Here is a 14,317-nt window from a genome sequence, read left to right as displayed (position 1 = left end):
TATGTGTAAAAGAGAGAAGGAGGAATGTACGTGAGTCAGACAGTAGAAACATTATTTTCTATTTTTGATTCTTCTGCGGTAGTTTTACGTAAAGAATTAGATGTAACATATTTAGAGGCGCTTGTAGAAACAGGTGATAACTTGTTTGAGGGAGCGATTTTACAAGAGGAATTATCCGAATCAGCAATTGAAAGGCTGAATCGTGAATATAGTACGTTTAATGAAGAAACATATAAAGGTGAAGAAATTCGTAAAGCATTTCAGTTAGCCATCTTAAAAGGAATGAAAGAAGGCGTACAAGCGAATCACGAAATGACACCTGATGCAGTTGGGATGTTCATGAGTTACTTATTCCATAAATTTATGCAAGGTCAAAATGAAATTACAGTTTTAGATCCTGCAATTGGAACAGGTAACTTAATGACTACAGTGTTTAATAGCGCTAAAGAAGGACTAACAATGAGTGGATTTGGTGTAGAAGTGGATGAAGTGCTAATTAAACTTGCTTTAGTAAATGCAAATTTACAAAAGCATGCAATCGAATTCTTCCATCAAGATGGACTAGCACCACTTTATATCGATCCAGTTGATGCAGTCGTTTCAGACTTACCGGTTGGTTATTATCCAAACGAAATCGGTGCAAGTGAATATAAATTAAAAGCAGATGAAGGAATGTCGTATGCCCATCACTTATTTATTGAACAAAGTGTGAAACATACGAAAGAGGGCGGTTACTTATTCTTCTTAGTACCAAACTTCATTTTTGAAAGTGACCAAGCACCGAAATTACATGCATTTATTAAAGAAACATGCTTTATTCAAGGGTTATTACAGCTTCCTGTTTCCATGTTTAAAAACGAGAAAAATGCAAAAAGTATATTTGTTCTCCAAAAGAAAGGCGCTAATGTAACAATGCCAAAACAGGCGTTATTAGTGGAGTTGCCTAAATTCTCTAACATGAAGGCGATGGAAGACATTATGGATCAATTAAATACTTGGTTTGCAACACATAAATAAAGCTAGGTATATGTAACAGCATTAGTGATTTATGTAGTACAGTTTTATATAATATGTCATATTTTTAAATATATACAAGATTTAACTGAATTTTTTTGAAATCTGTAATATATATTTTTTCTTGGTGTTACAATTTTTTCACTTGAAATATATGTCGGACGATGTTTAAATTAAAATCGTGAGTATAAAATTTGCTAATGATGAAACGTTTTCATATTTAGTGAATTTGATCAGATAAAATCGAGCGGTTTGTGGAAACATCCACACAACTACCAAGAGAAAAAGGGGCGAAAGACTAGATGTCAAAAATCATCGCGATTAACGCAGGAAGCTCTTCCTTAAAATTCCAATTATTTGAAATGCCAAGTGAAACAGTATTAACAAAAGGTTTAGTAGAACGTATCGGTTTAGAAGATAGTATCTTCACTATTACTGTAGATGGCGAAAAACAAAAAGAAATTACAAACATTCCAGATCACGCAGTAGCAGTTAATATGCTTCTTAAAAAGTTAACTGAAAACGGAATCGTTAAATCTCTAGATGAGATTGGCGGTATCGGTCACCGTGTTGTTCACGGCGGCGAAAAATTTGCTGACTCTGTTTTAATTACTGATGAAGTATTAGCTGATATCGAAGAATTAAGCGATTTAGCACCACTTCATAACCCAGCAAACGTTGTTGGTATTAAAGCATTCCAAGAAGTATTACCAAACGTACCAGCAGTAGCAGTATTCGATACAGCATTCCACCAAACAATGCCGGAATCTGCATTCCTATACAGCTTACCATATGAGTACTATGAAAAATTCGGCATCCGTAAATACGGTTTCCACGGAACTTCTCATAAATATGTAACTGAGCGTGCGGCTGAATTATTAGGTCGTCCAATTGAAAGCTTAAGCTTACTTTCTTGTCACTTAGGTAACGGTGCAAGTATCGCAGCAGTAGAAGGCGGTAAATCTATTGATACTTCTATGGGCTTCACTCCACTTGCTGGTGTAACAATGGGTACACGTTCTGGTAACCTTGACCCTGCGTTAATTCCATACATCATGGAAAAAACAGGCCAAACAGTAGAAGAAGTAGTTAACGTATTAAACAAGAAGAGTGGTATGTTAGGTCTTACTGGTTACTCTAGTGACCTACGTGACATCATTGCGAAAGAAGAAGAAGGCGACCACCGTGCGAAAGTAGCACTTGATGTATTCGTAAGCCGTATCCACAAATACATCGGTTCTTACACTGCTCGTATGAAAGGTGTAGACGCAATCATCTTCACAGCTGGTGTAGGTGAAAACAGTGCGATTATTCGTGAGCGCGTATTAGAAGGCCTTGAGTACATGGGCGTATACTTCGATGCAAAACGTAATAACGTATTCGGTGAAGAAGCATTCATCAGCTTCCCACACTCTCCAGTAAAAATTATCGTAATTCCAACTGACGAAGAAGTTATGATTGCTCGTGACGTACTACGTCTTGGAGATATTGGTTAATATATGAAAAAAAGACGAGATCCTATAGGATTTCGTCTTTTTTCTTTTGGATGTATTTTAAAACTCCATCCGGATATAATATTTTTTCTTTCTGAATGAATGCCGTAATAGGAATCCATTTCGCATATGCTACTGTTTCCTCATCTTGTATATTTAATATTTTCATTTCATATAGTGACGTGTCTAATAAACGCAAAGAATATAGTTGAATAATTTCATGACCAATGTCTCCATCTAGATGAAAGACATTTTCTAAACAACCTAAATAATTGGTGATTTCCACTTCTGTATGAAGCTCTTCCCTAAATTCACGAATAACGGTATGTGCTGATTGTTCACCAAGTTCAATTGAACCACCAAGAGGTCGGTAAAATGTTTCATCGGCTGAATGATATTCTTGTACGAGAAGACGCCCGTGATGTATAGCAATGCCAAAAGCCTTTGCACGTGGATACATATACAATCACTCCTTATTTTTTTGTATAAGGAAGATTATAATATGTTTTGTAGTAAAGGTGTCATGTATTTAAGAATGTGGTCTAATCGTAATTCCATCAAATAAGTCTTTCCAAAATGCTTCATTGTATTGGTATACATCCATAATAGGACATTTCATAACGCAAACACGTTGTAATCCCCAATCTTCTTGGGTGATAGTTGGTATATCGGCAGGAATTAGTAACAGGACAGAGAATGTATGTGTAACGATTTGAGATAAAATTTGTTCTAGGGAACATGCTTCTTCATATGTTCCTCCAGTTCGAATAAATAATATGGATTCGGCCGTTTCAATTGTAGCTAGAAAACGATTAATACGATGTTCATAATTTAACTTAATTTCTGTATAAGAAGGCCAAGAAGTTGGTGTGTTTACATCTGTTTTAAAGTCATGACAGGAGTCAATTTCATAAAGGTTGTCCCTTAATCTTAATTTTGCATCATCATCCCAAAATGAGATGAAGGATAAATTTTCGAAATTTAAAAAGCGGTCAAATCGATTTTGTAATAATACATTCACTTTTTCTAATGAGGGGCTTAGCATAAAATCAATAACGCCAAAAAATGGTGATAATTCTAATTGATATAATGCCCAAGCAGGCCAGCAGTTTTGTCCTAAGCTGAATACCGCATTATATTCTTTTTTTATATCGGATAGATTCATGTGATTTATCTCATCCTTTTTGTTAATATTTTATGCCATTCAAAAATGGTATGTGAATAAAGATAGACAAGCATATTTGCAAAGAATAAGCAGAAATATGTTACAATAGAAAAAAATCGAACGAGGTGGTTGTTACGATGCGATCGAAGCGAGAACAAGCCATTTTAGACAATATAAAAGAATGGGAAGCGCAATTAGTTGAGCAAGAAGCGACCGATTTTCAAAAAGTGTTTGATAAATGGTTACATACTACAGTTGCGAAATTACCTGAGAAAAAGCGAAAAGAATTCTTCACGAAAGCAGATGGATGGCTCTTTCATTTGCATGCATTTATTCAAAGTTCACAAGCACAGTTAGATGCACGTAATCGGATTTTAGGAACATCAAGATTATTTGATGAATCGATTGAACAGCTTGAAGATTTGAAAGCATTATCTATTGATCAATTAACATACATAGCAGAGCAGCAAACAGCACGTCATCGTCTATATTCATTTGTACAAGGCGGGGCAACAGGTGCTGGAGGTTTATTATTATTAACGGCGGATTTTCCGGTTATGATCGCATTAAATGTGAAGGCAGTCCAACTTATTGCAACATCATTTGGACATGATGTGAACAAGCCGTATGAAATGATGCTTGCGTTAAAGGTGTTTCATGCGTCATTACTACCAGGAAGACTTCAGCAATACGCATGGTACAATTTATTGCAAGAGCTGGAGCAAGAAGATTCGTTCTTCTACGAAGGAGACGAAGCAGTGCTACAAACAGCTTCTACTGAGGTTGTGTTAAAACAAATTTTGAAGACATTTTCGATTTATGCTCTTCGTCGTAAATTATTCCAAGGTATACCGGTAATTGGAATGGCAATTGGATCTACAGTGAATTATCGTTTAACAAGAAACGTTACTGAATTTGCAAATAGATTTTATCAAGTGCGCCATATAGTCGAGAAAGAAAAAAGAGCATAAAAAAAGCGAGAGGCCGAAGCCTTTCGCTTTTTTAATTTGTTGCATGTTTTTTGGACATTGGAACAGATACTGGCTGCTTTTCTGCTGTTTTTTCTGTTTTTGGATAATAAATTAAATCCAATGTTTTTGCCTGTACGGCAATCGAAAGAATAGTAAAAGCAATTTCTGTCCAATTTAAATAATATAATGAAAGCGCAAGAACAATCGCGTCAAAGACGAAGAAAATTTGCCCAATTGTAAAACGAGTTCGTTTACTTAATACAATTGTTAAAATATCGTCTCCACCGGTTGCACCGCCAAATCGCAATATAAAACCGAGTCCAATACCAGCTAACGCACCGCCAACTACTGCAGCTATAAATAAGTTATTTGATAAATCTACCGTAAATGGAGAATAATTTTCCATAAAGGAATAAAATACTCCGAATGAAATTGAACCTAGGAATGAATAGCCAACCATTTTTCTACCTAAAAATGAAGCACACAGTAAAATAATTGGGATATCCATTAATACAGTTGAAATAGATGGTGAAATATCATAAAAGTTTTGAATGAATAGTGCAATTCCTACAAAGCCACCTTCTGTTAAGTGGTTTTGGAAGTGAATGTGATATAGCGCTGCTGCTAAAATAAATGAACCGATTAAAACCATAAAAATTTCTTTAATAATTTGCCGACTTTGGATGTTCCTCATCGTTATTCCTTCTTTCCGTAGTTAGTAGTCCTTTTTGTGTTGTAAACTAACTACGAGCTCACATGTAGCTTTCAGTTAGTTTACGAAAAAACTAACTACGCTATATGTCGCTGAAGAAATAACGAATAATCCTCTCGTCCATCAATTCTCCCTACCTTCGTTTTAGTTTAAGTCTTAAAACGACTAAACAAAACGTGGAGTAGGATTCTTCATTTAGCAATCCTGCTCTTCTTTGTTTTGTTTAGTTAGTAACAATTAAGTCCTAAACAAAACGCTATGTGTAAGAAGAGTCTTTTTTTTGCCAAATTATCCTTCGGGCAATCATAATTTCCCCACTCTCGTATTTTTTTCGCTAGACTAAAGTATCTGAGCTGAAAAATACGCTACGTGTATGATTCGTCAATACGATGCCACATGCTCCTTCGAGCGATCATGATATCAAAATCCCTTCCTTCAAGATTTATACTATTATATCATACTTTTAAAAAATGTATGCGGATGGAAACCGACAATAAACGGAGGGAATCTACAAAAAATGTTATGTTTAAATATTTTTGTAGAAAAGCCTAAGTTATTTCGGAGGATTGGACAGTTTGTAACGGTTTGTCCAATAAGTAAGAAAAAAAGGTTTTATTCCGTTGTATTCTTTTCATCACTTTTATCTTTGAAAAACGCATCCCAACTAATCACACTTAAAAAAGTTAAAGCGATAATAACGAAAGCACGCATAAGCTGTAGAACTCCTTTTGTACATAGTATATGAATCATTCGATTCGGAATGTGTCATTTTTTTACAAGTCTTAACTATTATGAGAGTATATTAATATAGATAGATGAAGGGGAGAATGAAGGTATGCTAAAAGAAATGTTCAAAAGAAAAGAATTAATATGTATTTCATGTCAGAAAAAAATTCAATATGAAGAAGAGCTTGTTGCTTTTGTAAAGTTGCCGAAAGAAAGAAGTATATTAGTTGGCCCTTTTGATGTGTGTTTGGCAAAAACAGCACAAGAGATATATTGTAAATCATGTTACGACAAAAAAAGCATGACCCAAAGTAATTGAGGGGCATGCTTTTTTCATTGGTGTGCTTTCCCCTCAGATACATTTTGAGTGAGTCGATACCAAAGCCAAAGGTCATTAATGATGGAAGCAAGATCGGCAATTTCTGAATTTAGTTTACAAGAAACTTCGAAGTCTTCTTCGCTATTTAAATAATGTTGTTTTTTATTAATATAGTGCTCAAGTTCTTTTATACGATCAGGAATTTTCCCGCGAACTTGTTCCCATTTTAGTAAAATAGCATGTTGCATTTTTTCGGGGATTTCTTCCCAGTCTTCTTGTAAATGTGGAATTTCAATTCCTAGATGTTCATCGTATAAGAAATACTTTTCCATAAGTTCACCCCCGTTTTCCTGCTTATATTGTACAGAAAAACAGAAAGAAGTTCGACGAAATTGTTTGAAAAAATTTGAAAATGACTCTTGATACATTTTGTGAAAGGTGTTAAAGTGTGAATTATTATAAAGTAAAATGAATATTTATTCTTTAGGGGGATGCAAAATGGAGAAGAAAAAAGTTGTATTAGCATATTCCGGAGGTCTTGATACTTCCGTTGCAATTAAATGGTTACAAGAGAAGAATTATGATATTATCGCGCTTTGTTTAGACTTAGGGGAAGGTAAAGACTTAGCATTTGTAAAGGAAAAGGCACTTTCAGTAGGTGCAATTAAATCATATATGATTGACGTTCAAGAAGAATTTGCAAGCGAATATGCATTGATGGCGATGCAAGCACACACATTATACGAAGGAAAATACCCTCTTGTCTCTGCATTATCTCGTCCGCTTATTGCGAAGAAATTAGTAGAAATCGCAGAACAAGAAGGCGCAACTGCAGTTGCACACGGATGTACAGGAAAAGGAAATGACCAAGTTCGTTTTGAAGTTTCTATCCAAGCATTAAATCCTTACTTAGAAGTGATTGCGCCTGTACGTGAATGGAAATGGTCACGTGAAGAAGAAATTGCATATGCAAAAGAAAACGATGTACCAATTCCGATTAATTTAGATAGCCCGTTTTCAATCGATCAAAACTTATGGGGACGCAGCAACGAATGTGGAATTTTAGAAGATCCATGGGCAGCGCCGCCAGAAGATGCATATGAGATGACATTAGCGTTAGAAGATACACCGAATAAACCAGAGTTTGTAGAAATCGGATTTGAAGCGGGCGTACCGACTACTTTAAATGGCACTGCATATTCACTTGCAGAATTAATTAAAACGTTAAATGCGCTTGCTGGAAAACACGGCGTTGGACGTATTGATCACGTAGAAAATCGTCTTGTCGGTATTAAATCTCGTGAAGTATACGAATGCCCAGCAGCAATGACGTTAATCACTGCGCATAAAGAGTTGGAAGATTTAACACACGTAAAAGAAGTAGCGCATTTTAAACCAGTGATTGAACAGAAAATAACAGAACTTATTTATAACGGTTTATGGTTCTCACCTTTAAAACAAGCGCTTCATGCATTTTTACAAGAAACGCAAAAGAATGTAACAGGTACAGTGCGTGTGAAATTATTTAAAGGTCATGCGATTGTAGAAGGACGTAAATCTGAATACTCTTTATACGATGAAAAATTAGCAACATATACTGCCCAGGACGAATTTAATCATGATGCAGCAGTTGGATTCATTTCATTATTTGGTTTACCGACGAAAGTATACAGCCAAGTGAATCAAAAGAAGGTGGAAGCGTGAGCAAACTTTGGGGCGGACGTTTTACTGAAGAAGCGGAAGCGTGGGTTGAAGAGTTTGGAGCATCCATCTCTTTCGATCAACAATTAGTAAATCAAGATATAAACGGGAGTATTGCACACGTAACGATGCTAGCAAAGCAAGGCATCGTTACGAAAGAAGAAGCAGAGAAAATAAAGATAGGTCTTCAATATTTATTGAAAGAAGCAAAAGAGAATAAGCTACAATTTTTAGTAGAAGCAGAGGATATTCATTTAAACATCGAAAAAATGTTAATTGAACAAATTGGCGAAGTAGGAGGAAAACTTCACACTGGCCGAAGTCGTAATGATCAAGTAGCGACAGATATGCATTTGTATTTAAAAGAAAAGGTAGAACATATTATAAAAGCTACAAAACAATTGCAAACTGTTCTTGTTCATCAAGCAGAAAATAATATTGAAACGATTATGCCTGGCTATACGCATTTGCAACGTGCTCAGCCGATTTCATTTGCTCATCATATTCTCGCTTACTTTTGGATGTTAGAGCGTGATGTAAATCGTTATGAAGATTCGTTAAAGCGTATTAATATCTCCCCATTAGGAGCAGGAGCGCTAGCTGGGACGACATTCCCGATTGACCGAGAATATAGTGCGGAGCTTCTTGGATTTAATGGAATATATGAAAATAGTTTAGATGCAGTAAGCGATCGTGATTTCATCTTGGAGTTTTTAAGTAACTCATCTCTGCTTATGATGCACTTATCGCGCTTTTGTGAAGAACTTATTTTATGGAGTAGCCAAGAGTTTCAATTTATTGAAATGAGCGATCAATACGCAACTGGAAGCAGCATTATGCCGCAAAAGAAAAACCCGGATATGGCGGAACTAATCCGTGGTAAAACAGGCAGAGTATACGGTAATTTATTCAGTTTACTTACAGTAATGAAAGGATTACCGCTCGCTTACAATAAAGACTTGCAAGAAGATAAAGAAGGAATGTTTGATACAGTAAAAACAGTAGAAGGATGCCTTCATATTATGGCGGGCATGCTTGAAACGATGACTGTAAACAAAGAAAAAATGGGGCAAGCTGTGACGCAAGATTTCTCCAACGCAACAGAAATTGCCGACTATTTAGCGAACAAAGGACTACCATTCCGTCAAGCTCATGAAATTGTTGGGAAGTTAGTGCTATATTGCACACAAAAAGGAATTTATTTATTAGATGTCCCGCTTGAAACATATCAAGAAATGAGCTCTTTATTTGAAGAAGATTTGTATGAAGTTCTTTCACCATATGCGGCTGTAAAGCGTCGTAATAGTTCGGGTGGAACAGGATTTGAACAAATCAAAAACGCTTTGGAGAAGGCGAAGGGGTTAACGAAAGAATTTATTAAGAATTGAGTTAGGAAGTACGCCAGTCTAGTAAAGTCTGGCGTACTTTGTTTTTTAATAATATTTAAGTTACAATATAGTAAAAAATAACAATTTAGGGGAAGTCTATGAAAAAAATAGTGTTTATCATTGTACTGGTAATTAGTTTAATTGCAAATGCTAAAGTGTTTCTTTTGGACAAATATATGTATGTTGGTGAAAAAGAAAAGCGAGAAGAAGCGATTATCGCAACGATGTGGCATTTGCAAGATAAAGGATATAAAGAAAGTGATATTTTATATATAAAACCGGCCTTTTATAGCAAAATGGATTCGTATGGAATGAATGTGCAGTTTAAAGATGAACCAAATGAATCATATACATATAGAGTTTTAAAAGATACGAAAACAAATAAACTAACTGTACACCAAGATAGCAATGAGCAAGGTGGTATGGGCGGGAAGCATCAAGAGCTTAAATAAAGAAAGAAAACGACTGATGGCATTCGCCTGCAGTCGTTTTTCTTTTAATCATACTTATGTCGATCTTCCGTAATTCGAATATACTCAATATCCATCAAATCTCTAAGTAATGCACCGTTACTTAGTTCAACGCCATGTTTCTCTTTAAAATGAGTACGAATCGTATCTAGCATTTCGAGTTCTTTCCCATTCACATCTAAAATAATACGTTCAGAATCATCCATGTTGCATCCTCCTTTTTTACACATATATATTTTGTCCGTCTATTTCTAAAAAATGTATGTTAACGTAATGTTAGGAAATAAGAAAGGGATGAAAAATGAGACGTATTTATTTTATAGGGTTAATTTTGTACACGCTAATTGTATTACACGTTGCATTCCCAAATATCTTTTCATTTGAGGATTTAGAAACAGTACACGTTGCGATATTTATTTTTGCTCTATTTGTAGTAGATTGCTTTATTTCTATATGGATTTCGAAAAGAAAAGATATACAAGGTGAAAAAGAAATGGAACGGAAAAAGAGAAAACATTCATTTTGGATGATGACATACTGTTTGTCTTTAGTGCTTACTGCTGCTTTTTTTTAGTGAACATATTCCATTAGAAAGATTAAATATTGGATTTGGAGCGTTCGTATTTGCATACTATTTTTTTATGCACTTTCTTCCTTATATGAAAGAAAAGCGAGGAGAAGAGGAAGACCAGCTTGTAGAAGAAGTGAAAGAACAAGAGAGTAAGAGAATTGAAGGAGATATGAAGAAACTTGGAGAACAAAAATGGTATTTAAAATCAAAAATCATATATGTTCTTTGCTTCATTACGCCGCCAATCGGCTATTTGTACGTTTTCTTACTTCGTAAAAAAATGACAGAGGGTGCAAAGCAAACGTACTTAACAATCGCGACAATCATGATGGCGTTATGGTCTTTGAAGTTTCTTCCGCCTTATGTGTTGGCAATTACCGTTGTTGTCGTAGCATGTCTTGTGTTTATAGTGAAGTTTATAAAATGAAAAACACCAAGCCTATGTGGACTTGGTGTTTTATCTATAAATTAAAGCTCACCTTGCTCTTCATCACCACGAACAACAAGGACATCGCATTTCGCATAGCGAATAATATGTTCAGAGACGCTACCAATTAGGAAACGCTCAACAGCATTTAAACCAGTCGCACCACACATAATTAAATCTACTTTATGGTTTGGAGCGATTTCTTTTGAAATTTTTGATTTAGGATTACCGAATTCTAATACAGTTTCAATTTTTTCAAGACCAGCTTCAAGCGCAGTTTTTTTGTAGTCTTCTAATAAGTCTTCTGCAAATAGATTTGCCCGTTCAGCAATTGCACGGCTATAAGCTTCTACTGCTGAGTATGCTTTTACATCAACGATATGAGCAATTGTTAATGTTGCATTGTTGCGCTTTGCGACTTGAATTGCTTTTTTAAAGGCTTTTTCTGCTTCTTTAGAACCATCCACCGCGATTAAAATATTTGTATATGTATTATTCATAGTAAATTCCTCCCAATCTGTTTTATAACTGTTTACAACTTAATTATAAAACAAATTTTGGTAACGTGCTTGCCAGAAACGTTACAGAATTTTGAAAACTCTGTTTCAATTCATTTTAGTTGTAATTGGAGCGAGAACTTGTTACATATGAAGTATAGCAATTTAAAAGGGGGCAGTTTTGTGAGACATGCGCTCATTACAGCCGGTACGAAAGGTTTAGGAAAGCAAGTAACAGAAAAGTTATTGGCTAAAGGCTATTCAGTAACAGTAACGTACCATAGCGATACCACGGCTATGGAAACGATGAAAGAAACATATAAAGATGTGGAAGAGCGTCTACAATTCGTGCAAGCGGATGTCACGAAAAAGGAAGATTTACATAAAATAGTAGAAGAAGCGATGAGCCGTTTTGGCAAAATTGACTTTTTAATTAATAATGCTGGTCCATATGTATTTGAACGAAAAAAGTTAGTTGATTATGAAGAAGATGAATGGAATGAAATGATTCAGGGAAATTTAACAGCGGTATTTCATTTATTAAAACTTGTCGTTCCGTTCATGAGAAAACAGAACTTTGGCCGTATTATTAATTACGGATTTCAAGGGGCGGATAGTGCACCGGGATGGATTTATCGTTCAGCTTTTGCCGCAGCGAAAGTAGGACTTGTTTCATTAACGAAAACAGTTGCTTATGAAGAAGCGGAGTATGGTATTACTGCGAACATGGTATGTCCTGGTGATATTATAGGCGAGATGAAAGAGGCAACTATTCAAGAAGCACGTCAGCTGAAAGAGCATAACACACCGATTGGTAGATCTGGAACAGGTGAAGATATTGCAAGAACCATTTCGTTTTTATGTGAGGACGATTCCGATATGATTACCGGTACAATTATTGAAGTTACTGGTGCAGTGGATGTTATTCATAGACATCGATAGAATAAAATAAGATGAAGTTTCGAATAATTGGACAGTTTATCCATTGTGCTGAGAGGTGCGGATAATACTGTCCTTTAATATAAAATTAAATCTATCGGAAAACTCGTGTTATTTTTTTGTCAAATATTGAGATATTATGTTAAAATATAAGAGCGTAGAAAGCGCTTTAAAAAAATGATTCAGGGGTCATTTCATAACTCAAGGGGGAACTAATCATGCGTATCGGTATTCCAACAGAAATTAAAAACAATGAAAACCGTGTGGCAATGACGCCAGCGGGAGCAGTACATTTAGTACAAAATGGTCATGAAGTTTTTGTTCAAAAAGGAGCAGGTTTAGGATCTGGCTTTACGGATGAAGAATACGTACAAGCTGGTGCGAAACTTGTAGAAACTGCTGAAGAAGCATGGAATCAAGAGATGGTTATGAAGGTAAAAGAGCCAGTAGCAAGTGAATACGGCTATTTCCGTGAAGGTTTAATTTTATTCACATACTTACACTTAGCTCCAGAGCCAGAATTAACGAAAGCATTAATCGATAACAAAGTTGCATCAATCGCATACGAAACAGTACAATTAGACAATCGTTCTTTACCATTACTTGCACCTATGAGTGAAGTAGCTGGTCGTATGTCTGCACAAATCGGTGCACAATTCCTTGAGAAAAACAAAGGTGGTAAAGGTATTTTACTTGCAGGCGTTCCAGGGGTAAAACGCGGCAAAGTAACAATCATCGGCGGTGGTCAAGCTGGTACAAACGCAGCTAAGATTGCAGTAGGTTTAGGTGCAGATGTAACAATCATCGACTTAAGTGCAGAACGTCTTCGTCAATTAGATGATATTTTCGGTAACCAAGTAAAAACATTAATGTCTAATCCATACAACATTGCAGAAGCTGTTAAAGAATCTGACCTTGTTATTGGAGCAGTATTAATTCCAGGTGCAAAAGCGCCAAAACTTGTAACTGAAGAAATGATTCAATCAATGGAACCAGGTTCTGTCGTTGTAGATATCGCGATTGACCAAGGTGGTATTTTCGAAACAACTGATCGTATTACAACTCATGACAACCCAACTTACGAAAAACACGGCGTTGTTCATTATGCAGTTGCTAATATGCCAGGTGCAGTTCCACGTACGTCAACTCTTGCATTAACAAACGTAACAGTACCATATGCAGTACAAATTGCGAACAAAGGTTACAAAGATGCTTGCTTAGGCAACACTGCATTACTAAAAGGTATTAACACATTAGATGGCTATGTAACATTCGAAGCAGTTGCAGAAGCGCACGGCTTACAATACGCTGATGCGAAAGAGCTTCTTGAAAAAGCTCCTGCTTTATCATAATAGAAATACATTCGAGACCTTCCTTTATGAGGAGGGTCTTTTTTTATGGAGAAATAACATGTGAATAATTGTTATTTATTGGTGTAAATCATTTTTTATTATGATAATTTAGAATTATATAATAAAAAGAGGGGATTCAATGGGGAGTAAAAAGAGGAAGAAAAAGCAAGCAAAGAGACAAAAGTACATAAAGAAAAAACAGGAGCAGAACATACCTTTTTCACAAAAAGTAGTCCTTATGATAGAAAAAGTATTTCGATATATTTGTATGTTCTTGTATGTGATTTTTTGTGTGTTTTTATGTGGGATGGTTAAATGTTTGGGGATAACACCTAATGTTATTGAAGGTATTTTTGGCGTTATGCTTGTTATGGTAGAAGGAATCTTATTCTTTATATTATTTGATAAGGTTTGGCCTAGTCATGAAAGTAAAAAAGATAGAAAAAGAAGCAAAAAATCTTCATCCAATTCAAGCTCATCAAGTGGATTCGGTGACTACAGTAGCAACGATTGTAGCAGCTCAAGTGATGGCGGAGGAGATTGCGGAGGTGGTGGAGACTAAGTTGGTTTTT

16 protein-coding genes and 1 pseudogene are annotated in these 14,317 nt (G+C 35.6%); 11 read left to right on the top strand and 6 right to left on the bottom strand.

Going from position 1 to position 14,317, the window contains the following annotated elements; all coding sequences use genetic code 11:
• Positions 1-30 precede the first annotated feature (30 nt).
• A complete protein-coding gene (locus ACS2CR_RS00675; protein WP_000084367.1) occupies positions 31-1,017 on the top strand; it encodes a class I SAM-dependent methyltransferase in 987 nt (328 codons plus the stop codon).
• Between the two features lie 299 nt (positions 1,018-1,316).
• A complete protein-coding gene (ackA, locus tag ACS2CR_RS00670; RefSeq protein WP_000034575.1) occupies positions 1,317-2,510 on the top strand; it encodes an acetate kinase in 1,194 nt (397 codons plus the stop codon).
• A 22-nt stretch (positions 2,511-2,532) separates the two neighbouring features.
• Here the strand turns inward: ackA and ACS2CR_RS00665 are convergent, their stop codons facing one another.
• Positions 2,533-2,967, bottom strand: a complete 435-nt coding sequence (locus ACS2CR_RS00665; protein WP_000283468.1) for an NUDIX hydrolase — start codon at positions 2,965-2,967, stop codon at positions 2,533-2,535.
• A gap of 69 nt (positions 2,968-3,036) precedes the next feature.
• Positions 3,037-3,672, bottom strand: a complete 636-nt coding sequence (locus ACS2CR_RS00660) for a DUF1796 family putative cysteine peptidase (RefSeq protein ID WP_001053732.1) — start codon at positions 3,670-3,672, stop codon at positions 3,037-3,039.
• 137 nt (positions 3,673-3,809) lie between these two features.
• Here ACS2CR_RS00660 and ACS2CR_RS00655 point away from each other — a divergent pair, with 137 nt between their 5' ends.
• Positions 3,810-4,643 (top strand): EcsC family protein, encoded by an 834-nt coding sequence (locus tag ACS2CR_RS00655; protein ID WP_001256853.1) that lies wholly within the window; start codon positions 3,810-3,812, stop codon positions 4,641-4,643.
• A 31-nt stretch (positions 4,644-4,674) separates the two neighbouring features.
• Here the strand turns inward: ACS2CR_RS00655 and ACS2CR_RS00650 are convergent, their stop codons facing one another.
• On the bottom strand, positions 4,675-5,337 hold the full coding sequence (locus ACS2CR_RS00650; RefSeq protein WP_001244515.1) for a YitT family protein: 663 nt from the start codon (positions 5,335-5,337) through the stop codon (positions 4,675-4,677).
• An 853-nt stretch (positions 5,338-6,190) separates the two neighbouring features.
• Here ACS2CR_RS00650 and ACS2CR_RS00645 point away from each other — a divergent pair.
• Positions 6,191-6,400 carry a hypothetical protein gene (locus ACS2CR_RS00645; RefSeq protein WP_000910674.1) on the top strand — a complete coding sequence of 70 codons (210 nt, stop codon included), beginning with the start codon at positions 6,191-6,193 and terminating at the stop codon, positions 6,398-6,400.
• A gap of 14 nt (positions 6,401-6,414) precedes the next feature.
• Here the strand turns inward: ACS2CR_RS00645 and ACS2CR_RS00640 are convergent, their stop codons facing one another.
• Positions 6,415-6,732, bottom strand: a complete 318-nt coding sequence (locus ACS2CR_RS00640; protein WP_053514532.1) for a hypothetical protein — start codon at positions 6,730-6,732, stop codon at positions 6,415-6,417.
• A 166-nt stretch (positions 6,733-6,898) separates the two neighbouring features.
• Here ACS2CR_RS00640 and ACS2CR_RS00635 point away from each other — a divergent pair, with 166 nt between their 5' ends.
• The 3 genes from ACS2CR_RS00635 (at position 6,899) to ACS2CR_RS00625 (ending at position 9,941) form a co-directional block, all read left to right on the top strand.
• Positions 6,899-8,104 (top strand): argininosuccinate synthase, encoded by a 1,206-nt coding sequence (locus ACS2CR_RS00635; RefSeq protein WP_053514531.1) that lies wholly within the window; start codon positions 6,899-6,901, stop codon positions 8,102-8,104.
• On the top strand, positions 8,101-9,489 hold the full coding sequence (argH, locus tag ACS2CR_RS00630; protein WP_053514530.1) for an argininosuccinate lyase: 1,389 nt from the start codon (positions 8,101-8,103) through the stop codon (positions 9,487-9,489). The genes ACS2CR_RS00635 and argH overlap by 4 nt, the downstream gene beginning before the upstream one ends.
• A gap of 98 nt (positions 9,490-9,587) precedes the next feature.
• On the top strand, positions 9,588-9,941 hold the full coding sequence (locus tag ACS2CR_RS00625; protein WP_000724675.1) for a DUF3139 domain-containing protein: 354 nt from the start codon (positions 9,588-9,590) through the stop codon (positions 9,939-9,941).
• Positions 9,942-9,985: 44 nt separating this feature from the next.
• Here ACS2CR_RS00625 and ACS2CR_RS00620 read toward each other — a convergent pair whose 3' ends face one another.
• Positions 9,986-10,165, bottom strand: a complete 180-nt coding sequence (locus tag ACS2CR_RS00620) for a hypothetical protein (RefSeq protein WP_000342765.1) — start codon at positions 10,163-10,165, stop codon at positions 9,986-9,988.
• Positions 10,166-10,260: 95 nt separating this feature from the next.
• Between ACS2CR_RS00620 and ACS2CR_RS00615 the strand changes: the two are divergent.
• Positions 10,261-10,957: pseudogene (locus ACS2CR_RS00615) on the top strand (hypothetical protein).
• A 41-nt stretch (positions 10,958-10,998) separates the two neighbouring features.
• On the opposite strand, the gene ACS2CR_RS00610 reads toward ACS2CR_RS00615, so the two are convergent.
• Positions 10,999-11,457 (bottom strand): universal stress protein, encoded by a 459-nt coding sequence (locus tag ACS2CR_RS00610; protein ID WP_001066673.1) that lies wholly within the window; start codon positions 11,455-11,457, stop codon positions 10,999-11,001.
• A gap of 147 nt (positions 11,458-11,604) precedes the next feature.
• Here ACS2CR_RS00610 and ACS2CR_RS00605 point away from each other — a divergent pair, with 147 nt between their 5' ends.
• The 3 genes from ACS2CR_RS00605 (at position 11,605) to ACS2CR_RS00595 (ending at position 14,307) form a co-directional block, all read left to right on the top strand.
• Positions 11,605-12,396 (top strand): SDR family oxidoreductase, encoded by a 792-nt coding sequence (locus ACS2CR_RS00605; protein ID WP_053514568.1) that lies wholly within the window; start codon positions 11,605-11,607, stop codon positions 12,394-12,396.
• 215 nt (positions 12,397-12,611) lie between these two features.
• A complete protein-coding gene (ald, locus tag ACS2CR_RS00600; RefSeq protein WP_053514529.1) occupies positions 12,612-13,745 on the top strand; it encodes an alanine dehydrogenase in 1,134 nt (377 codons plus the stop codon).
• A gap of 139 nt (positions 13,746-13,884) precedes the next feature.
• Positions 13,885-14,307 (top strand): hypothetical protein, encoded by a 423-nt coding sequence (locus tag ACS2CR_RS00595; protein WP_000534936.1) that lies wholly within the window; start codon positions 13,885-13,887, stop codon positions 14,305-14,307.
• Positions 14,308-14,317 lie beyond the last annotated feature (10 nt).

It is taken from the genome of Bacillus cereus group sp. BceL291 (assembly GCF_051776705.1).
GTDB lineage: Bacteria > Bacillota > Bacilli > Bacillales > Bacillaceae_G > Bacillus_A > Bacillus_A cereus.
Note: the sequence above shows the minus strand (reverse complement) of the source record. Positions and strands in the feature narration are given on the sequence as shown.